The 19,646-nt window shown below is 36.5% G+C and carries 23 protein-coding genes and 1 tRNA gene; 14 read left to right on the top strand and 10 right to left on the bottom strand.

What is annotated here, in order from left to right:
* Positions 1 to 288: 288 nt before the first annotated feature.
* Together LG402_RS07110 and LG402_RS07115 are read left to right on the top strand one after the other, a co-directional pair.
* The gene (locus LG402_RS07110) at positions 289 to 1,338 is read left to right on the top strand and encodes a hypothetical protein (protein WP_166540143.1); all 1,050 of its coding nucleotides are present in this window, start codon (positions 289 to 291) and stop codon (positions 1,336 to 1,338) included.
* A 472-nt stretch (positions 1,339 to 1,810) separates the two neighbouring features.
* The gene (locus LG402_RS07115; protein WP_227336687.1) at positions 1,811 to 2,128 is read left to right on the top strand and encodes a hypothetical protein; all 318 of its coding nucleotides are present in this window, start codon (positions 1,811 to 1,813) and stop codon (positions 2,126 to 2,128) included.
* A gap of 113 nt (positions 2,129 to 2,241) precedes the next feature.
* Here LG402_RS07115 and LG402_RS07120 read toward each other — a convergent pair whose 3' ends face one another.
* A complete protein-coding gene (locus LG402_RS07120; protein ID WP_227336688.1) occupies positions 2,242 to 3,381 on the bottom strand; it encodes a tyrosine-type recombinase/integrase in 1,140 nt (379 codons plus the stop codon).
* An 82-nt stretch (positions 3,382 to 3,463) separates the two neighbouring features.
* Here LG402_RS07120 and LG402_RS07125 point away from each other — a divergent pair, with 82 nt between their 5' ends.
* A complete protein-coding gene (locus LG402_RS07125) occupies positions 3,464 to 3,922 on the top strand; it encodes a hypothetical protein (RefSeq protein ID WP_166540416.1) in 459 nt (152 codons plus the stop codon).
* A 469-nt stretch (positions 3,923 to 4,391) separates the two neighbouring features.
* Positions 4,392 to 4,475: a hypothetical protein gene (locus LG402_RS22330; protein WP_413685688.1), complete on the top strand. Its 84-nt coding sequence runs from the start codon at positions 4,392 to 4,394 to the stop codon at positions 4,473 to 4,475.
* A gap of 51 nt (positions 4,476 to 4,526) precedes the next feature.
* Here the strand turns inward: LG402_RS22330 and LG402_RS07135 are convergent, their stop codons facing one another.
* Entirely contained in the window at positions 4,527 to 5,000 is a 474-nt protein-coding gene (locus LG402_RS07135; protein WP_227336690.1) for a hypothetical protein, read from the bottom strand.
* A gap of 54 nt (positions 5,001 to 5,054) precedes the next feature.
* Between LG402_RS07135 and LG402_RS07140 the strand changes: the two genes are divergently transcribed.
* From LG402_RS07140 to LG402_RS07155, 4 genes are all read left to right on the top strand, one after another.
* Positions 5,055 to 6,074, top strand: a complete 1,020-nt coding sequence (locus LG402_RS07140; protein WP_227336691.1) for a terminase small subunit — start codon at positions 5,055 to 5,057, stop codon at positions 6,072 to 6,074.
* A 59-nt stretch (positions 6,075 to 6,133) separates the two neighbouring features.
* The gene (locus LG402_RS07145; protein ID WP_227336692.1) at positions 6,134 to 6,607 is read left to right on the top strand and encodes a hypothetical protein; all 474 of its coding nucleotides are present in this window, start codon (positions 6,134 to 6,136) and stop codon (positions 6,605 to 6,607) included.
* Between the two features lie 304 nt (positions 6,608 to 6,911).
* A complete protein-coding gene (locus LG402_RS07150; protein WP_227336693.1) occupies positions 6,912 to 7,268 on the top strand; it encodes a DUF3304 domain-containing protein in 357 nt (118 codons plus the stop codon).
* Positions 7,256 to 7,492 carry a hypothetical protein gene (locus LG402_RS07155; protein WP_166540412.1) on the top strand — a complete coding sequence of 79 codons (237 nt, stop codon included), beginning with the start codon at positions 7,256 to 7,258 and terminating at the stop codon, positions 7,490 to 7,492. Before LG402_RS07150 ends, LG402_RS07155 begins: the two co-directional genes overlap by 13 nt.
* Before the next feature lie 6 nt (positions 7,493 to 7,498).
* Here the strand turns inward: LG402_RS07155 and LG402_RS07160 are convergent, their stop codons facing one another.
* The 4 genes from LG402_RS07160 to LG402_RS07175 form a co-directional block, all read right to left on the bottom strand.
* On the bottom strand, positions 7,499 to 7,774 hold the full coding sequence (locus LG402_RS07160; RefSeq protein ID WP_072069949.1) for a hypothetical protein: 276 nt from the start codon (positions 7,772 to 7,774) through the stop codon (positions 7,499 to 7,501).
* A 226-nt stretch (positions 7,775 to 8,000) separates the two neighbouring features.
* Positions 8,001 to 8,077 (bottom strand) — tRNA-Pro (locus LG402_RS07165).
* Positions 8,078 to 8,162: 85 nt separating this feature from the next.
* Positions 8,163 to 9,899 carry an LPS biosynthesis-modulating metalloenzyme YejM gene (yejM, locus tag LG402_RS07170; protein WP_166540641.1) on the bottom strand — a complete coding sequence of 579 codons (1,737 nt, stop codon included), beginning with the start codon at positions 9,897 to 9,899 and terminating at the stop codon, positions 8,163 to 8,165.
* Between the two features lie 25 nt (positions 9,900 to 9,924).
* Complete coding sequence (locus tag LG402_RS07175) at positions 9,925 to 10,152, bottom strand: YejL family protein (RefSeq protein WP_166540640.1); 228 nt, start codon at positions 10,150 to 10,152, stop codon at positions 9,925 to 9,927.
* Positions 10,153 to 10,306: 154 nt separating this feature from the next.
* On the opposite strand from LG402_RS07175, the gene yejK reads away from it, so the two are divergent.
* On the top strand, positions 10,307 to 11,311 hold the full coding sequence (gene yejK / locus LG402_RS07180) for a nucleoid-associated protein YejK (RefSeq protein WP_109408876.1): 1,005 nt from the start codon (positions 10,307 to 10,309) through the stop codon (positions 11,309 to 11,311).
* Positions 11,312 to 11,394: 83 nt separating this feature from the next.
* On the opposite strand, the gene rplY is transcribed toward yejK, so the two are convergent.
* The gene (gene rplY, locus LG402_RS07185; RefSeq protein ID WP_006537318.1) at positions 11,395 to 11,679 is read right to left on the bottom strand and encodes a 50S ribosomal protein L25; all 285 of its coding nucleotides are present in this window, start codon (positions 11,677 to 11,679) and stop codon (positions 11,395 to 11,397) included.
* Positions 11,680 to 11,823: 144 nt separating this feature from the next.
* A complete protein-coding gene (locus tag LG402_RS07190) occupies positions 11,824 to 13,587 on the bottom strand; it encodes a DEAD/DEAH box helicase (RefSeq protein ID WP_227336694.1) in 1,764 nt (587 codons plus the stop codon).
* A 193-nt stretch (positions 13,588 to 13,780) separates the two neighbouring features.
* On the opposite strand from LG402_RS07190, the gene rsuA reads away from it, so the two are divergent.
* The 3 genes from rsuA (at position 13,781) to LG402_RS07205 (ending at position 16,563) form a co-directional block, all read left to right on the top strand.
* Positions 13,781 to 14,485, top strand: coding sequence for a 16S rRNA pseudouridine(516) synthase RsuA (gene rsuA, locus LG402_RS07195; protein WP_109408878.1), 705 nt, complete (start codon positions 13,781 to 13,783; stop codon positions 14,483 to 14,485).
* Positions 14,486 to 14,522: 37 nt separating this feature from the next.
* Entirely contained in the window at positions 14,523 to 15,707 is a 1,185-nt protein-coding gene (locus LG402_RS07200; protein ID WP_109408879.1) for a Bcr/CflA family multidrug efflux MFS transporter, read from the top strand.
* Positions 15,708 to 16,215: 508 nt separating this feature from the next.
* Positions 16,216 to 16,563 (top strand): YejG family protein, encoded by a 348-nt coding sequence (locus LG402_RS07205; RefSeq protein ID WP_072069943.1) that lies wholly within the window; start codon positions 16,216 to 16,218, stop codon positions 16,561 to 16,563.
* Positions 16,564 to 16,687: 124 nt separating this feature from the next.
* On the opposite strand, the gene mepS is transcribed toward LG402_RS07205, so the two are convergent.
* Positions 16,688 to 17,302, bottom strand: a complete 615-nt coding sequence (mepS, locus tag LG402_RS07210; protein WP_166540638.1) for a bifunctional murein DD-endopeptidase/murein LD-carboxypeptidase — start codon at positions 17,300 to 17,302, stop codon at positions 16,688 to 16,690.
* 365 nt (positions 17,303 to 17,667) lie between these two features.
* The gene (locus LG402_RS07215) at positions 17,668 to 18,375 is read right to left on the bottom strand and encodes a phosphatase PAP2 family protein (protein WP_166540637.1); all 708 of its coding nucleotides are present in this window, start codon (positions 18,373 to 18,375) and stop codon (positions 17,668 to 17,670) included.
* A gap of 346 nt (positions 18,376 to 18,721) precedes the next feature.
* Between LG402_RS07215 and LG402_RS07220 the strand changes: the two genes are divergently transcribed.
* Both LG402_RS07220 and LG402_RS07225 read left to right on the top strand, forming a co-directional pair.
* Entirely contained in the window at positions 18,722 to 19,033 is a 312-nt protein-coding gene (locus LG402_RS07220) for a hypothetical protein (RefSeq protein WP_227336695.1), read from the top strand.
* Between the two features lie 266 nt (positions 19,034 to 19,299).
* Positions 19,300 to 19,629 carry a hypothetical protein gene (locus LG402_RS07225; protein WP_109408882.1) on the top strand — a complete coding sequence of 110 codons (330 nt, stop codon included), beginning with the start codon at positions 19,300 to 19,302 and terminating at the stop codon, positions 19,627 to 19,629.
* Positions 19,630 to 19,646: the final 17 nt, after the last annotated feature.

Genomic DNA, 19,646 nt, shown 5'->3' on the forward strand with positions numbered 1-19,646 from the left:
TCGTGTACAACTTAATACTCTACAAGCAAAATAGTGTCATTAACTTTGGATAGTCGGTCAAAGTCACCTATAACCCTAACACTGTTCCCAATGGTGATTTTTCCATGAACTGGACAAGAAAAATTGAGTAACGCATTAATTAAAATTCGATTATTCGACAATGGACAAAAAGTTCCTTGCTAAATAAAATAATCAATAAAAACAATGAAATTTAATTCGGATCCCTAGTTCTTTTCTTTAGTAACGCATATGCGTTACTCTTAGCAAAGACATTACCGAGGTGATGAGATGAAGAGTTTGTTAGCTGATGCACTTAAATATATTGAGTCATCATTTCTGGTCAATACGAAAATTTTACAGGGAATGGATGAATATCTTCCATTTCAACTAAGAAAAAGCGCTACTTTAAGTATCGTAAATATCGATGACAGAGAGTTTATGGCGTTGACGACAAAAGATCCTGAGCTACTGGTGTCTAATAATTTTGTACATCTCAGAAGACTAGAGGCAAAGTCAGACTTATCATTAATTATAGTGACATCAGAACTAACTTTTGAGTTAAAAAACATATCAAAACAACTAAAAAATGGGTTAATCATTCCTGGACGGTATATTTCAATGCCGTCTTTGATGCTTCAGAGTGAAACGAAACTCGCTATTCCCGATCGTTGGGTCGATACCGAAAGTAGCTATGGTATTATTCCTTCATACCTATTGGCTTACTATCTTTCTGGCTATTTTGATGATGGTTTTAACAGCTTTGATATTTTGGAGTTACTTGAAGTATCAAAAATGGCTTTTTCTCGAGCTGTTAAAGAACTTTTATCTCATAAATTAATATCTGAAACTTCATATGGACGCAGTTCGCATTTTCAGTTTATAGAATCGCGGAAAAAAGTTTGGAACCATTATCGGCACCGAATTTCTCCTCTCTCTACAGGATTTGTCCCTGTCAGACATGAAACACTTAAAACTGAAAAAGTTTTTCTTTCAGGGGAATCAGCTCTATCTCGGTATACTCTTCTAGGCTCACCATCCAGACCTTTTTTGGGAAGGTGTTTAACGGACAAAGACAGATATATGAGGCCTATAACACCCGCGACGATGAAAGGCGACTATTTTTTTAAAATACTTAATGTGCTAAATGATGCTGAGTATTACCATTCTCATATTGAAGGCTTTGCTATGCTTCAAATTTTTCCTTACCAGCCAGCCATTCAAAATGATGCGTTGAATAAAGTTTTTCTTCTTTTTTCGAGGTTAAACACAGCCGATTTGAGGGTGAAGTCATCATATGTTGAACTTGAAGAGCAAGTGTACTCTAATCTTAAAGATTAATAAAAAAGGAATTCAGTATGGAAGGTGAAAATTTTTTAACCGAGTATATGCAGCAATACACCGATGATTATATTCTTATCGGTGTAATGCATGTGCATTAAACTTTGAAAATATTGGCGCCAGCTTCAGACCAACTGTTGATCTCGATATAGTTCTTATAACTGAAAGTACAAATGACGAATTTTATGGTCATTTATGGGATTATATCTCAGAACATGGTTATGAGGGAAAAGTATACAGAGGCAGTAATACGGGAGGTTCTGCCTATCGTTTCATCCAACCTGAAGACAGTCGTGTATCAAATGTACCTGCTCAAATAGAACTTTTCTCTAGGAAGCCGGATTACTTCGATACTGCTCTTGCCAAAAGACCTCATATTACTCCGATCAAAACAGGCCAAGGGATATCAAATTTTTCTGCTATTTTACTTGATGACGGGGTGTATGAATTTATAAGATCATCAAGAATTCCATTGAGAGGTATTTCAACAGTAAACCTAGAATGCCTTTTCGGACTTAAGTCAGTTGCATGGCACAGTAATCAAGCCCTATTTGATGAAAATAAAATTAAAGACAAGAATACAATATTAAAACATCCACAAGATATGATTAGTATTGCTAATGTGATTGAAGATCCTAAAATTACCTTATTCCCAACTCAGATATTTGACAGTTTACTATATTCGAAAGACTGCCTCTCAAATCAGGATGTTCGTGCAGAGTTACAAGCAACATCGTCCAATATCGATATTACGATTGAATATATAAATACTTTTGCCCAAAAAAAGTAAGTCTTGCCTGAATCGCATAAATTATAATAGTCTGTTACTGGCACAGAGCAATCTGTCAAATTAGAATTGGCCCTGTGCCACAGCAATTTCAGATAAAATTTGTATTAATATAATTAAGCAATTTCACAATGTGGCATTTCAACCCATTGTACATGGTTTTCTGTATAAATCTTTGTCGACTCTGCATCACTATGGGCCATTCGAGCTTGTGGATCAAAACCGCGTTGTTTAAACATAAAGGCTGCCAATGCTCTTATTTCATGGAAGGTTGGTCTTTCATCTAAAGGCAAATGACTGGCAACACCCACTCGATCACGTAATGCTGAAAATGCACGACTAAGGTAATCAGGTGCGACTTGTGTTGGATGATTAACCTCTTTACTCACTTTATTTGGGATGCGAGTAGGTAGTCTATGCACAATATAAGGGCTTGCCACATTGTCACGGCTATTATCAATAATTTCTTTTAACGCCTTTCCTATAGGAATAGCAACGTGAGAAGCTTCTTTGTATTGTACTTTCTGCCTATGGATATAGATCATTCCATATATCCCATTTTTTGGCTCTTCATACCAAACACACCCACATATTCCTTCTTTAGGGGCTTTGATATTGTATTTTATTCGTGATACTTCGAGCCTTGCTTGCGTTGTCTGTAATGCGAGATCCATTGCTGTTTTTAACCAAGGCTCTGCGGATGCTCGAATTTTAAGAAAGTCATCATAAGATAATCTTCTACGTTTTTTCCCATCGACTCTTTTCATTTTCTTACGTTCTGCTGGATTATCGAACATAAGAGATTCATCTATCGCATAACTGAAAATCTTCTTTAAAAAACCTACTTTTCGATTTTGTACATTGGCAGAAGCTTCAGAATGGTATTCATTAATAAATCCATTAACGTGTTCCAAAGATATTTCATTTGATGGAATATCCTTAAAAAAGGATTTCACTCTTTCTAGGTCGTTAGTCCAGTCATTCAACGTGCTTTTAGATGGTTGTTCATCATTGATGATCCGAGAAAACAATTTATCTAAATGCTCAGAGAAGGGAAGGGCTTCACCATATTGCCCTCCCGAGTCAATAATTAATGAGTTAACAGAAACACATTTTTCTGGTCGCATAATATTGTTGTATTCTCTGGCTATTGCGATAGCTTTTGCTTTATCTGCACCAATACATTTGCGAATATCGTTAGTTAGCGTTAAACGATATTGTTTTTTAGATGAATCGTAATATAGGAAGTCAGGCAAATGCCTAAATTATTGGATGAGTTTATTATATGCAATTGATATATAGGTAAAATAAAAGTGATGAAAAATGAAATGTAAACTGATGTCGAAAGAACTTGTTTTGTTGGATGTTGAAAAAATCAATGGCTACTTATGCGCTGTTGAGTCACTGAATAGAGAGCCAAATGTTGCCCCTGACTATGAGTGCACTTATGTGGAAGAAAAAGCGACGTTACTTAGCTCGGTTCAGTCAGTAATTATTCGTCATAGCGATGAATATCCCATTGAGCATTGGAATGTTTCGTTAGAGCAAATCAGTGAAAACGATATGATTAAAATAGTGGAAGAATGGTTTTTTCAACTTGGTATTGCTACAAAGCATTCGGATTTACTAAAGAATTTAGTCGTTGGTTTCAGAGATTTAATTCAGCCATACACTATAGGTTCTTCAATATATAGAGTGAATATGATCCCGCCAATTTGGTATGCAATACGCTGGGATAATTTTGTGATTCATTCCAAGCATGGGTCCCTTTTATTTGAATTTAACTTTAGTGATTAAATTGTTTGTGAGTAGTTGTACTACTAAGAGAGGCAAGACCAATAGCAAAAACAGTAGCAGAACGTAAAGCAGAACAACGTAAACGGCAGAAAGAATGCGTTTATCCGCGAACGTCGAGAGGGAAACACAACTAGGCAATCATTTGCGGAGGCTGTGATGTGTTGCTTTAACTGTTGGTGCTATTCGTGCGTTTGATTTAGAGCTTCATTATATGGGGTTGTCTGATTCATGGACATCATTAGCTGAATTTTGTGGGGCTATGATTGGTTTTCTTGGAACTAAAAAACTAAGTCGTGTTCTCGATACGATATTTATATTTATTAAAAATAAACTTGGAGTAAATAAGTAATGTCGAAATATGTGTTTAGTAAACGTAGTGAAAAGAATATGCAGGGTGTTCATCCTGAGCGGGTGTATATCAAAGCCAACTGTCCAAAATCCGAAGGCGTTACCACCTCCGGCGTGGATGATGCAACCACCGCCCGACCTACTGACACCGCTATCAGAAATTATTGGTTACTCTGAGAGCGAATTGCACAGTCAGAGCAAGTGATTAAAGGGTTGCAGGAGTATGTGAGAACAGAGTGTAACGTTGATTATTAATTTATGATGTGCATTCAAAAATACTATCAGGCATTGAGATTAATGGCTGATAAATAGAAGCAACATATAACCATGTGATAAGCATTGAACCTAGAGCAAAACATATATATATGAAAACTAATTTTAAAGTAAATTTCTCATTTTTTTTGGGTTTTATCGGAAAGTGATTAGTAAAGACATCATTGATAAAGAAAAAAAATAGCATAGCGATAAGAATAGCACTTATATCATATGGGTTAACTTGTAGCTTAGGATATTTACATGATGCCCTGATTGCTATAAGGAGAATTAAACCATTTACCACTGTATAAGCTACTAAGTTTGATACTATGATACTAATTCTTTTACTAATTGATGGTACTTCATCAAAAAATTCATTTAATTTTTCGGCATATCTATTTATTGGTTCAATTATTTTACTAATCTTTATTAATACATTCCTTAAATTAACGTTTAGCAAGTCAATATAACTCATCACAAAGCCTATTTTAACGAATGGGCTTTTTAATAGGCTAAGGAGATAAACACAATGGCAAAACCGGATTGGGGGATGCTACAACAACAGTTCCTCGCCGAACATGCTATAACAGGAATATCCCCTAAAGAGTGGTGCGAATCGCAAGGACTGAAATATTCAACAGCACGACGATACATCAAAATATCCAGTGCGCAGAATGCGCAAAAAACAGCGCACAAGAAATTGCGCACTGCGCAGAAAAAAGAATGCGCAAAAGCGCCAATGCGCAATAGTGATATACCCGATGCGCAGAGTAATGAATCAAGTAATGCGCATGATGATGAAAACACCTTTAGTCTGCGCAATTACGGGCTAACTGAACAACAGGTTAAATTTGTTAGTGAATACCTTATCGACTTAAATCGAACAGGAGCATATAAGCGAGCCGGTTATAAAGGCGAAGGAAATACAGCTTATGTAAATGCTACTCGCATGCTAAGAAATGCTAAGGTTTCAAGAGCAATCACTGACGCATTAGCCGAACGGGAACGCAGAACAGAGATAACCCAAGATGCCGTATTAAAAATATGGTGGGATATCGCAACGGCAGACGTTAACGAGTTGACCGAATACCGTCGATTATGTTGTCGTCATTGCTGGGGATTTGGATTCAATTACCAATGGCGTGATTCGATAGAGTTTGAAGACGCTACTAAAAAAGCGCTCACAGCCAATAAACTGCCACCTCAAGATGTGGGTGGCTACGGTTACGATGAAACATTAGATCCAAACCCCGATTGCCCTCATTGTAACGGTGTTGGTATTGGTCGTGCGCATTTTCATGATACGCGTGATTTAACAGGCTCAGCCCGTCGGTTATTTGCAGGGGTAAAAGAGGGTAAGTTCGGTATTGAGGTTATTACCCGTAATCAAGATGAAGCGCTTAAGATGGTTGCACAGCATTTAGGTATGCTAAAGAATAAGACAGAATTAACGGGTGCTGATGGTGGGCCTATTCAAACAACAGGAATTGATTTAAGCCACCTAAGTTTCGAGCAACTTATGCAATTAAGAGTAAAATCAAAGCAGTAAGATTTTAGTCAGTGTGATATAACAACATATTTAAATATTGCATCGAGTAGGTAGGGAATATGTCTAAATATCGATTTTATGCATTGTATTTATTTACTGTTCTTCTTTTAGGTGAATTATTTATGAATCAATCTGTTGCCATGTCTAATGAGTCACCTGAAATTTTGGTTAGACAATTTCAACAAGATTACATGGAATGGAATGACTACGCATTTAGCCTAATGGGTTCGAAGCCTGATGAGTATACGGAGTTAGCAGATAAGGCGTGGCGTAGGCTATTAACTAAATACACCTTACCTGATTTTGTAGGAGAACCCATTGCGTTTGGTTCTGAATCAAGTCATGACCCTAAAAAAGAAAAAATATTGTCGGTAGTAAAGAGCACTAACAATATCACTGTTGTCACAACGCAATATATTGTACCTGATGGTTACTCTCCTATTTATGAATATTATTTAATTTTTCAGGATGGGCGATGGTATTTAATGCAGGTTTATTTTGTTGATGAAGGGCAATTATATCCTGGTCTGTAAACAGTATAAATTGTACCAATTATCGTTCTATTTAACATAATGGTTCCTTATAAGAACTAATAATGTCACTCCTATTATTCTCATTTAGGAATGGATAATTTACCTTAAGTGTACAATACTGGTTCTATTTTCAATAGACAGGAACGGTATATGAGAGCATTTAATTTAGCTGTTTTCATTACTCCACTCTTTCTTTTAGGATGTTCTCCTAACGATAAACAGAAAGACAATATCGCCTATGTCGGGGGGAATTTATTGGGGTATAACCATGTCGTAGACACGAATATCAATTGGTTTTCGGTTAATGGTTATCGGGGGCGAACGGGGGGGATTCACTTGCTGTGTCATGCTACCTGAAATATGGCAACCCAATATGCAAGTCAATGTAAAGTGGGAAGTTAATCCTGACCCATACCCTAAAGATATGCCTGGAGTTGGAGACCCTGCATTTAAAGATTTTATAAAAAAACAGGAAGCCAATTACCGACAATATCAGACCACCGTGACTATCCCAGAATATGAAGATTCCTGTGGATTGCAAGTCCACTTCTTACCCTGCCAACAAGTGAAAATCACCGCCACGTGCCATGGCATTGAACACCCTGATCATCCAATTAAAGACCCCTTTGACCAACCGGAGCCTATACAATGTCCTCAATGATTATTGCCCCTAAAAAAGATCAAGTTCAAACTGAAGGTGATCCTTGCTGGGTTCTTCCTGAACTCCCGTTCAAGGGGCGGTTAGAACTGACAAAAGAGCAGTTAATTGAAAATATCGAAAAAATAGGACGAGAAGAATTTCAATATCGGCGCGACAGTCACCGAGAATTAAAAAATTCGTGCTGTATAAGTTTACATATTAGCGAGAAAGATGATTTCAAATAACTAAAACTACATAAGATTCTTTATATTTTTTGATGTCGGTACCATATTTTGATGATTGAAATGCGTTTTCAATTTCTCAAATAAATCCCTTGCTACATCCTCCGTCATATACGTCCTCATTGGCTCCCGTCTAACATCTTTCATTTTAAACGTGCTTTCATCAAACATTGGATCAGAAAAGATAATATCCATAAACAGATAGCCATAAGGGTTATCTGCAGATAAACGAGCCTCTTCTAACTGAGCAATATATTCAGCATTATTGATTTCAAGTTTAATCATGGTATCACCTATTTAACTGTGTTTTTATACAGTAATTTATATAAGGTAATGGGTAGGATAGCAAGTTTAAAATTGCAAATTTATGCATGTGGTAATACAGAGATAAGTGAGGGATTTTTAGTGATAATCCATTGTAGTTTTACCCCAGTTTTACCCCTATTTTACCCCTCGTAAATTTCAGACATAAAAAAACCAACCTTAAGCGGTTGGTTTTTCTAAAGAATTTTGGTCGGCATGATAGGATTTGAACCTACGACCCCCGACACCCCATGACGGTGCGCTACCAGGCTGCGCTACATGCCGTTTGTGCCCTGTATATTACTGTTTTTGACTGCTAAAGCAACCCTTTGCTAATTAAGTGACGTAATTTTATACATCACGAATTGCGCTAGCGTTCGATAAAGCGTTTTTGTTCGGCAAGAACTTGTAATAATAATTTTAAGTCAGGTTTTGCAGAGCTAATTTCTTTTCCTGATTTATCAAATAAAGCATATCGGCCATGTTTATCTATCAACAACGTATTATCTTGTAAAAAGACCACAAATGTTTCGTCATCACCGGTGAAAATCCATGGATGATTACGAGTGCTTGCAAATAAATCCTCACCTTGTGAATAGTTATCCGCAGGGCTAATCACACGTAAAACATGTTGCATTAAGGTTGTCATGATATCTTGATGGCTAGTCATTTTATCAATCGACTGTGGTTTCATGTTTGGCCAGTGTACCATTAGAGGCACTTGTGATTGGCTTAAGTTAAAGGTGGTTTTATCAGAAAGCCATTGGTTGTTTTGTTTTTTATCACTGTCTTGATGATAGCTAGAAGTGACAACTACAACGGTATTATCGAGTACTTTGGTTTCTTGCAATGTATTAAAAACGCGCTCTAATTGTTGATTTAATGTCATACGTTGAGACGTTTTATTGGTGTGACCATCAATTTGTAAGAAAGAGAACCAAGGTGTTGTTTGGTTGTCTTTTATTAGCCAATTGCGCCAGCTATCAATGGTGGCATCGTTATTACCACTGCGTGATGTTGGAATAGAAAAATCTGATAGCACAGCTTGTTTAAACAATGGTGTCTGAAAACCATTTGTTGAGAACATTGCTAATTGATAGTTTCGATAACTTAAAGCATCAAATAGTGCGGAGTTTTTTCTGCTACTCAATACACTATCTAAATAAGAAGGTGAGATACCATAAAATAAACCAAACAATGCCGTATCGTTATCAATACCTGATGAATAATGATGGGTAAAATTGAGATTATTTTGTGCAAACTCTTGCAAGCTTGGTAATTCAGGAACTTCCTCATTACCTAAACCATCAACAACGATAACTAATAGATTATAAGAATACGTTTCTTTTGAGTAAATCAATGGTGCAAGAGGGTAGGTAATACCTTGTGCGGCTGGGTTACCTTCACTGATCACTCGTTGTTCATATTCTGATTGATTAATAAAACCATGGCGTTCAAGGAACTTACGTGCAGTCATCGGGTAGGATAATGGCAAATTGGCGCGTTGCATTGTAATCGGGCGATAAAAATTAGCATCAGCCCAAATTGACATAGAGTGAGATAAGACAAAACAAGTAATAAAAACACCAGCTAATGGTTTACCCCATCGCTGACGGTTTAAACTGCGTAATTTTTGCCAACTCCATGTTGCAAAAAGCATCTCAATAAGAAAGATAATAGGAATGCCAATAAAAATAAGTTGCCATTCACGAGCCATTTCACCTTCATCTGGATTAATGACTAGATCCCAAACAAGTTGAGTCAGATGAAGCTGAAATTGTTGGTAAACAGCCATATCAAAGATAAGGATTGTGAGTCCAGCACTGGCGAGAGCACAAGAGATCACTCTAAGTAGCCGTTGAGATACGACTACAAAGGTAAGTGGAAAAAGGACAAGAATATAGATAGCAAAAACAATAAAACTAAAGTGTCCCATCCAACTTACAATTGCGTAAAAACGACCCGCGAAAGTTGCAGGCCAATCTGAAATAAACAGGTAACGGCTTCCGAGCAATAAGCTTAGAATAATATTAAATAGCGCAAACCAGTGACCCCAACTGATCATTTGGGATACTTTTTCACGATAGGACTGAGGTCTCGTTACCATGTCTATAAATAATTTTCTATGTTTATTAGTGAATATTGCCTTCATCAATTGAAGCACGCAATGCGTGAACAAAAGAATCAGCAATCAGCATCCGTTGAGCAGGGGCAATACTTGTATTAACTAAGTTTGTCACCATGTTCCCCAACACCATCAAAGAAAGATCTGTAGGAGTATGATGTTTTTCAAGAACGCTGACAAGTTCTGCTAATAACTGCTCAACTTGTTCATCACTATAACGGGATTTTTGTGGCATAAAATCAGAATTCCTACTAAATGAATAAAACGCTATATATTACCGTATTGTTGGGTCTTTTTCCGCTATTAAATTAATTAATTTTCCCTTGATACTGAAAGTGGGGAGTGTTTGAATACGCGCATGAGAAAGTGAAGAAATAAAGAGGACGACCATGAGTCTAGATATTAGTCAGTTAGTCTTACATCAGCTTATCAAGCGAGATGAGCAGACATTAGAAGTTGTGTTACGCGATTCAGTATTAGAGATTGAACCTGTTGTTCAGGAAATGATTGAAGAGTTGCATCGTGTCTACAGTGCAAAAAATAAAGCTTATGGTCTGTTTAATGAAGAAAGTGAATTAGCGCAAGCATTACGTTTACAGCGCAAAGGTGAAGAAAACTTTTTAGGTTTTTCGCGTGCAGCCACAGTGAGATTAAAAGATGAATTAGCTAAATACCCCTTTGCAGAAGGGGGAACCGTTCTCTTTTGTCATTATCGTTATTTGGCGGTGGATTATCTTTTAATTGCTGTATTGAGTAGCTGCAATAGCATGTGGGTGAATGACAGTCTTGATGTTTCATCAACACGTTATCTAGATATTCCTCATGCAGATATTATTGCTCGTATTGATTTAACTGAATGGGAAACGGCTCCAGATTCTCTGCGCTATTTAACTTTCTTAAAAGGTCGAGTAGGACGCAAAGTCTCTGACTTTTTTATGGACTTTTTAGGTGCTCAAGAAGGTTTAAACGCTAAAGTTCAAAACAAAGGTTTATTACAAGCTGTTGATGACTTTTGTGAAGCTTCCGAAATGGATAAGCAAGCACGTCAGACTTGTCGCGAACAAGTATATAGCTACTGTAATGAGCAATTACAATCTGGTGAAGAAATTGCCTTAACCGAGCTTGCTGAAGAGTTACCATCTTTGGGTGATCAAAACTTTGTTCAATTTACCGAAGAGAAGGGCTATGAATTAGCTGATACTTTTCCAGCTGATCGCAGTACCTTACGTCAATTAATGAAATATTCTGGTAGTGGCGGTGGATTAACTGTTAACTTTGATGCGAAATTATTGGGTGAAAGAATATTCTGGGATCCTGCAACAGATACACTCACGATCAAAGGTACTCCACCTAATTTACGTGATCAATTACAGCGTAGAGCATCAGAAAAATAATTACCTAGTAGAAACAAATAACGCCACATTAAGTGGCGTTACATGCTCGGCGTCCCGAAAAATAAAGCTCGAAGGGTGGCTTATTAAGCGCGCAGGAAGTCAATATGAGTAATTTTTGGCTTATACTCGTGACGTTGCACTGCTTTAACTTTAACTTTAGTTTCTTTACCATCGATTACCAGGTTAACGAAATCAGAATAGAATTCAGATTTGTGTTCTTGGTTGATTACTTCGTTGTGATCTAAATCGATAGCGATTGGCTCTTCATTTCCGCCATAAACGATAGCAGGAAAACGGTTAGCCACACGCAGGCGGCGGCTCGCACCCTTACCCTGCTCTTTACGTACAGTTGCATTAATAGTTAACATCTTTTTTCTCTTATGAAAAAGAAAGAAAATACATACTTGTTACAGGCGACCCAGCAACAAGCTCGAGATTTGGTTTATCTAAAAATAGATAAAGCGGAGCGCATTTTAACGAAAAAGTCCACTAACAGCAAATATAAATCCAGATTAATACAAGGTATCTGCTTTTCGATAGCGTCCTGTATAGTCAAAAATCTTATTTCTTATCTTCCAAAAATGCTCTTTTTTACCTTTATGAGCGACAATAAAATCAGGATGACGTAATAAATCGAACTGCTTAATAATATCGTTAGCATTATGCCAAATAAAAGGAACTCCGGGCGCTCGCTGGTGTTCACGTAGAAACTTCAACTCAAATACTTTACGTTGAGCAGGGGTGGTTAAGCGAAAACGCTCTGATACTGAAGTGCCTTCTTCATCGTAATAATTGATGTCTAACCATTCTCCTTTAGCATCATTTCCAGATTGAAATTGCATGCCACCACAGCGCAAAACAAGTGCTCCTTTTAGCTTTAATGCGGCTTTAAGCATATCATCAGGATCAACTAATATTTCATTACAGTGAACACAACGACGTGCTGCAATATCATTTTCTTCATTACAATGAGGGCATAATTTAAAGCGGAAGCGGAATTCACACTGCTGTTTTTGTCCATGTTCATTGAGTTCCCAGCCTTGGCAACGCCGACCATAATGTTCAATAATATCGCCATCAGCATCGACTATTCCCCAGAAAGTATTAGCAAATTGGCAAATAGGGCAGAATACTTGCACGGGTTTGCTATTAGGGTTGGGTTTTTTAGTGCCAACCTCAGGAAGATAAAGATCATGAGGATTACCCGCATAATCTAAAATCAGACATTCGGTTTTTCCTGCAAATAATCTTAACCCACGTCCTACAATTTGTTGATATAAGCTGACTGATTCTGTTGGGCGTAAAATGGCGATTAAATCAACATGCGGTGCATCAAAGCCTGTTGTTAGCACCGCAACATTGACCATATAACGTAACTGTTGCTGTTTAAAACGAAAAATCAGCGTATCTCGTTCATGAGAAGGCGTATCCGCGCTTACTAATGCCGCTTCATCTTGAGGCAAAAGAGAAAGAATTTCTTTTGCATGTTCAACGGTGGCTGCAAATATCATGACACCACGGCAGTTTTCTGCATATTCAATAATCTGTGAAACAATATGGGGAGTAATACGTTTTTGTCTTTTTATTTCACGATTAAGATCTTCTTCATTAAATATTCCATTTTGACTTGTTCGGACTTGGCTAAAGTCATATTGCAAAATAGGCATATCTAATCGAGTTGGGGGTACTAGAAAATGATTGCTTATCATATAACGTAAAGGCAATTCATAAATACAATCACGGAAAAAACACTCTTCATCACCTCTAATCATTCCGTGATAATGATATTGATAAATCCAACCCGTAGGTAAACGATAAGGTGTTGCAGTTAATCCCAAGATCCGTAATTTGGGATTAATGGATTGTAATTGTTTAATAACTTGTTGATATTGGCTATCTTTAGACAAACTAATACGATGGCATTCATCGATTATAAGAAGCGAAAACGTATCATTAAATTGTGATAAATTACGCGCAACAGATTGCACGCTACCAAAAACAACTTTTCCGCTACTTTCTTTTTGTTGTAAGCCTGCGGCATAAATATCTGCGGATAGACCATAAGCTTCATATTTGTTATGGTTCTGTTCAACTAATTCTTTTACGTGTGCCAAGACTAAGACACGTCCTCGCGCTCTTTTAGCAAGTTCTGCGATAACTAAACTTTTTCCTGCACCGGTGGGTAAGACTATCACCGCGGGTGTATCGTGTTGACGAAAATAAGAGATTGTCGCGTTAACAGCGTCAAGTTGATAAGGTCTGAGTGTAAATGCCATAACTCTACATAAGAAATCAAACAGGGCGTCAGCGTAGCATTTTTTTATAGATAGCGCGAATAAGGTAAGTGGTGTTTGATAAGTAAAGGATGTAATAATTTATTTATAAATTAATTAGTTGTTTTATTGTTAATATTCATTTTTAATAGATACCTCATATCAGATGGTATTCATCCATTTTTCAGAGAAATTCATGCGATTAGATAAATTTTTATCCCAGCAATTGGGGATTAGCCGTAGCTTGATACTTCGTGAGTTAAGAGCAGGGCTTGTAACAATTGACGGTGAAATGGTAAAAAGCGGTTCCACCAAAATAGCACCAGAACAAGAAGTAGCTTATAACGGCAATGTGTTAACCCAGATTTTAGGGCCTCGTTATTTTATGTTGAATAAGCCTATTGGCTATGTGTGTTCAACAGATGATCCAGTTAATCCAACTATCCTTTATTTTATTGATGAGCCTCTGGCATATAAATTACATGCCGCTGGACGTTTAGATATTGATACAACGGGGCTTGTATTATTGACTGATAATGGTCAGTGGTCACATCGCATTACAGCGCCAAAACATCATTGCGAAAAAACGTATCATGTCACACTGGAAGAGCCAATTGCTGAAGGTGTTGCTGAACAGTTCCAAAAAGGTGTGCAACTGAATGGCGAAAAAGATCTGACTAAACCCGCTAAATTAGAAATTATTACACCTACAGAAGTGAAACTCACAATTAGTGAAGGCAAATATCATCAAGTAAAACGTATGTTTGCTGCTGTGGGTAATCATGTCAGCGCATTACATCGTGAGCGTATTGGGGATATTACATTAGATGAAACTTTAGCTGAGGGCGAATATCGTCCATTAACAGAAGAAGAGATCAACAGCATTCACTTACCTCAATAATTATTATCTGTCCTGTCGTCTTTGGGAGTTTATCTGCGTGCAACAGCAACGTTCGTCGTACCTTAGTCTCATTTTAATATTGGGACTTATTTCCATGCTTATGCCATTGGCTATAGATATGTATTTGCCAAGCTTACCTACTATTGCACAAGATTTTGGTGTGCCTAGCGGTAAAGTGCAAATGACATTAAGTATCTATATTTTTGGTTTTGCTATTGGGCAACTCGTTTATGGTCCTATGGCGGATAGTTTGGGACGTAAGCCTGTCATTTTGGGCGGTGTGATTGTTTTTGCTTTTGCCTCTAGTGCATGTGCATTATCTGAATCTATTGATATGCTAATTGGTATGCGTTTTCTCCATGGCTTTGCGGCAGCTGCTGCGAGTGTGGTTATTAATGCATTAATGAGAGATATGTTCTCTAGAGATGATTTCTCTAGAAGTATGTCTTTCGTTGCATTGGTGATGACGATTGCACCTTTATTAGCACCATTACTAGGTGCTTGGGTGATGAATTGGTTTTCATGGCATGCTATTTTTTGGAGTATTGCGATAGCCGCAGTAATTGCGGGTGCATTAATTGCATTTTATATTCCTGAAACCTTACCCAAAGAGCGCCGTCAGCGCTTTAGCCTAAGAGTAACATTTAGCCAATTTATTAGTTTGTTTAGAACTCGTCGTGTTCTTTGTTATATTCTGGCGTCAGGTTTTTCTTTTGCCGGTATGTTCTCATTTCTGAGTGCAGGGCCTTTTGTTTATATCGAATTACACGGTATTCCATTCGATCAATTTGGCTTGTACTTTGGTTTTAATATTATCTTTTTAATTGTCATGACAAGCATAAATGGGCGATATGTTCGCCGATTTGGTGCGTTGAAGATGTTGCGTTTAGGGCTAACCATTCAATGTATTATGGGGATCTTTCTATTATTAGTTGTTGCCCTTAATTTACATTTCTATTATCTCGTTGTGGGAGTAGCGATGTATGTTGGTGGTATTGCAATGATCACATCAAACGCCATGGCTGTTATTCTTGATGATTATCCACATATGGCTGGAACGGTTTCTTCTTTGGCAGGAACTGTACGCTTTGGTGTTGGAGCTTTAGTTGGAACGGCTATTGCTATGTTCCCAGCAAAATCAGAATGGCCAATGGTAAGTGCTATGGCTTTTTGTGTGCTATTTGCTATGGGCTTTATTTTACTTGCGCGCCGTTACAAATAAGAATATCACGCTATAAATAAGAGAAATTTATAGCGTGCTTCTCCTTTTTCTCCTTTACTTCCCCTGAACAGACCACATTTTCCTCTACTGTACTTCATGAATCGTTTCAAATTAGTGTGCTTTTTTGATTTGAATCAATACTCAATGTTGTTGTTTTGTTAAATTAAGTAAAATTTATTTTAATAATCATCTATTATTGTTTTGTTGGTATGAAACATAGTGATAAAAATTGATGAATTGTTTTACTTGAATGCGTAATATTTTATATAGTTGATAAAATGTTAAAAAAATGAAAGAATAATTGAAGAGATTAATCATCGTAGAAATGAATACGTACAAACGCTAAGCTAAATAAATGGTTTGATACGTCTCTTCGCTTTTTTTGTAAAATAATTGTAATAATTATGTTTTATGATTAGCAAGGTTTTAATATGACGTGTGAGCAAGTCAGTTCAAACTCGTATTGATGATGTATTAAATTAACGTGTTGATGAAACAGGATTGATTTGTGGATAATGTACAACTTTCGGTAGTTCATAAGCTGCCGCTGAGTTATCGGTGGCTAGCAGGCTTTGCAGGTACAAGAGTAGAGATACTGCCTGAAAATGATGCTGGAAAGCAAAATACACTGATTGGCTTAAAATTATTAAGTCATGATGGTATGACACTGGATGAAGCAATACAGAATTTGCGTCAGTATCTGAGTAATCTCCATATTGATAGCGTTGTGATTGAGTGGGATGGCGTGCCATGTCTTTTTTTATGTAGTGATGATGAATGTGCTGCGCTGTGTTGCTTAAAGAATGCAGGTGTTGCCATTGCTGAACCATTTCCAACAGCGTATTCTTATTTATAACATTACCTATTGTTATAAAACTGACGTGATGATTGTGTGATTTACAAAATGACGAAAGAACACAAAAAAGCCTCATTATTTGATAATGAGGCTTTTTATTTGCAATAAGATATAAGGGAATAAATTATCTTAATACACTTTTTGAAAAGTTGTTCTCAGCAAGGGTTGCATCATTGTTTTCTATAACACGTCTTGCCGCATAAAAACGCTTATTCCAGTAAATATTAGACATTTCTGACACTGTCACACCATTGCTGGTGGATGCGTGTACAAATTTATCATTTCCAATATAAATACCAACATGGCGCATAGTGCGGCCTGTTTTAAATAGAACTAAATCACCTGCTTGTAATTTTGATTTGTTAACCTGAGTACCTGAGAATTGTTGGTCTGAGGTTGAGCGAGGTAGTTCTACACCGAATTGGTCAAGGAAGGTTCTTTGTACAAAGGCAGAGCAGTCGATGCCTTTTTTAGTATCTCCGCCTAAGCGATAAGCGACGCCTTTCCAGTCTGCATATTGGTCAAGTATCTTAGATTTTATATCGAGATTCTTCACCAATGATTCAAATTCATCTTGAGATGCTTGGGAAATAGAAGTGCTTGATGATGTATTAAGTGGGGTAGTGCTTGAATTCGCTAAGCGTGAATTTGCGTTCTGTGAGCTACAGGCCGATAGCGTAGCTACAACAATGAACGCCGGTATGAGCTTAAGCATTCTCATATACGGTTTTGTTCTCATTGTGACAGATTTCCCTTACATCCTTACGTGCAGAAGCGCACCTGAATTATTCACCAAATAACCAGAGAATATAGTGTAATTTAACTCTGGCAACCCTATTTCGCGAAAAACGTGCTCTAAAGCACGTAAATATCCACATTAAACAATAAATAATGAGGAAACCAGAAAAGTGTACAGAAATAGGCGTTAAATGGCGAGAGAAATGAGGTTTAATTTACAAAACATTAGATAATAAAGTGCTAATACTTAAAATAGATCTCATTTTGTCATCATAATATCATTTAAATGTCAAAAAATGACCAAAAGAATAAGTGCCATTATGTTTGCACTTATTCTTTTTTAATTAATCAGAGGTGTTTTTTCTTTTATTTTTTAAATGGAAGATATTTTTCTAATTGTCTGACAATAACATCTGATAATGGTGTGATTAATAACCAACTTGTTGTGATTAGAGTTAAAGAAATAGAACCCACTAATATATCAGAAGCCCAATGCGCACCAGCCATTACTCGTGGTAATGCGAACACAACGGTAATAAGTAGTGCCCATAAGAAAGCACGGAATGAAAGATAACGTAATATAAAGCTACAAAAGATAAGTAACATTAAGCCATGATCGCCTGGGAAGCTGTCACCAGAGGCATCTTTTGTTGGAATGCCAGTTACAACACCCACTCTATGTGCATCTTGAAAATAAAGTGTTGGGCTAGGTCTTTCTATTGGAATATTTTGTCCAATTTGATTAATCAGTACAGCGCTGATCACCATCACTAATCCTACAATTATAAGATGGCGTTTACCTTTATAATCTTTTTGACGAAAAGTATTGTAATAAAGTGCGCCCATAGCTAACAAAATGACTAAATCAAATTTTCTATTATTAACGTAAGCCACAAAAGTTGCGAAAAAAGTATCAGGTAAAATATGTTGATTAAAATAATAAAAAATATGGGTGTCTATTGATAGCCAAAATCCATGTTGTGCAGGAAGATACCAAGAGAGGAAAATAATGAGGCCCACTAGGTTAAGTAGAAAAATAGCGACGGCTTTTTGGTAAAAATTAGAAAGTTTCATAGTAATCAAATGACAAATTTCACATGTTTTTGGTGATCTAGATCACAATAAGTTTAAGTTTGATTATAGGACTATAGTCAAAATAAAAAAATATATCTTTGCAATTTATTGCTTAGATAAATGTTATCTATTCGTTTCGTTTTTGTTATCTCTGTTCATTCTTACTTAACTTAAATTTAGAGTGTTTTTTCTTGGTAGTCTTAATTTGAGCGTCTTATAATTTTTTTCTATTCTTTAATTAAAGATAAAAATTAAATAAATAAAGTAACAAGCCGATATTAGTTATGACTTTAATAACATATTGGCTTGTCAGATTTCTACGCCCAATAATCAGAGGAGATTAGTTTTGAAGAAGCTTTATATTACATCTATGTGCTTGTCTTTATTATTAAGCGCACCTTCATTTGGTAAGGAAAATAAAGTTATAGGCTCCGGAACAATCACTTTTGTTGGTGCGATTGTTGAGGGCAATTGTTTAATGGATACAGATAAAAATACTTTTAAAACAAAGTGTTGGAATGGTAGTGAAATGCAAGAGTCTCAATATAAGTTAGAAAGGAATAAGCAATTCAGCTCGAAATTGATTAACAACAAAGGTTCTATGGATATTAAGTGGATTAATGACAATTTAGCTATAATGAATATTGTTTATAATTAATCGCATAAGATTAGAATAATAACAATAATTGTATTAATTAAATAAAATTTTAATGCTTTTATAAAACAGTTATTAAAGGTACAAATATTTGACTTAAGTTTGATCAACGTTGATTTCTTATTTATAAACATCGAACACTTATATTTGATAGACATCAAATATTCTTCTTATGTCTATATGAATGTCATATTTTATTGCTATGATGAAAATATGTCGGGTGGGTGTGATCCTCATACCTGCTAGCGCAAACAAGAAGTGAGGTCGTTATGAGAAAATATCTGACCGTAGTATGCAGTCTTCTCGTTTCCAGTTCGATATCATTAGCTTGGGCATCTGATCCCATGCAAACAACAGGTCAGATTTATCTGCGGGGTGCGATTGTTGATCCTGCGTGTGAAATGAATTTCACATTAGATAAAGCTGAATACCAGTGTTACAAACACAACAAAGTGTTTACATCTACTCAATCCATTGTTCCTGCTTCTTTTGATAAATCCCAACAAATGATTATTTTGCCTCAAGATATGGGCCAAGCAGAGATCCGTTGGATGGATGATACGCAAAAAAATGGCGTTATTGACGTTCAATACTTTTAAAGCATCAATGGGGTGTA

Origin of the sequence: Proteus sp. NMG38-2, assembly GCF_020640995.1 — a bacterium.
Lineage (GTDB): Bacteria > Pseudomonadota > Gammaproteobacteria > Enterobacterales > Enterobacteriaceae > Proteus.

Bases quoted from the DNA above. Each gene is read 5' to 3' on its own strand.
- rplY (WP_006537318.1), bottom strand. From the start codon at position 11,679: ATGTTAACTATTAATGCAACTGTACGTAAAGAGCAGGGTAAGGGTGCG.
- mepS (WP_166540638.1), bottom strand. From the start codon at position 17,302: ATGAGAACAAAACCGTATATGAGAATGCTTAAGCTCATACCGGCGTTC.
- rsuA (WP_109408878.1), top strand. From the start codon at position 13,781: ATGCGATTAGATAAATTTTTATCCCAGCAATTGGGGATTAGCCGTAGC.
- LG402_RS07155 (WP_166540412.1), top strand. From the start codon at position 7,256: ATGTCCTCAATGATTATTGCCCCTAAAAAAGATCAAGTTCAAACTGAA.
- LG402_RS07145 (WP_227336692.1), top strand. From the start codon at position 6,134: ATGTCTAAATATCGATTTTATGCATTGTATTTATTTACTGTTCTTCTT.
- LG402_RS22330 (WP_413685688.1), top strand. From the start codon at position 4,392: ATGCAACCACCGCCCGACCTACTGACACCGCTATCAGAAATTATTGGT.
- LG402_RS07175 (WP_166540640.1), bottom strand. From the start codon at position 10,152: ATGCCACAAAAATCCCGTTATAGTGATGAACAAGTTGAGCAGTTATTA.
- LG402_RS07225 (WP_109408882.1), top strand. From the start codon at position 19,300: ATGAGAAAATATCTGACCGTAGTATGCAGTCTTCTCGTTTCCAGTTCG.
- LG402_RS07135 (WP_227336690.1), bottom strand. From the start codon at position 5,000: ATGAGTTATATTGACTTGCTAAACGTTAATTTAAGGAATGTATTAATA.
- LG402_RS07125 (WP_166540416.1), top strand. From the start codon at position 3,464: ATGTCGAAAGAACTTGTTTTGTTGGATGTTGAAAAAATCAATGGCTAC.
- LG402_RS07215 (WP_166540637.1), bottom strand. From the start codon at position 18,375: ATGAAACTTTCTAATTTTTACCAAAAAGCCGTCGCTATTTTTCTACTT.
- yejM (WP_166540641.1), bottom strand. From the start codon at position 9,899: ATGGTAACGAGACCTCAGTCCTATCGTGAAAAAGTATCCCAAATGATC.
- LG402_RS07150 (WP_227336693.1), top strand. From the start codon at position 6,912: ATGGTTATCGGGGGCGAACGGGGGGGATTCACTTGCTGTGTCATGCTA.
- yejK (WP_109408876.1), top strand. From the start codon at position 10,307: ATGAGTCTAGATATTAGTCAGTTAGTCTTACATCAGCTTATCAAGCGA.
- LG402_RS07190 (WP_227336694.1), bottom strand. From the start codon at position 13,587: ATGGCATTTACACTCAGACCTTATCAACTTGACGCTGTTAACGCGACA.
- LG402_RS07160 (WP_072069949.1), bottom strand. From the start codon at position 7,774: ATGATTAAACTTGAAATCAATAATGCTGAATATATTGCTCAGTTAGAA.
- LG402_RS07110 (WP_166540143.1), top strand. From the start codon at position 289: ATGAAGAGTTTGTTAGCTGATGCACTTAAATATATTGAGTCATCATTT.
- LG402_RS07140 (WP_227336691.1), top strand. From the start codon at position 5,055: ATGGCAAAACCGGATTGGGGGATGCTACAACAACAGTTCCTCGCCGAA.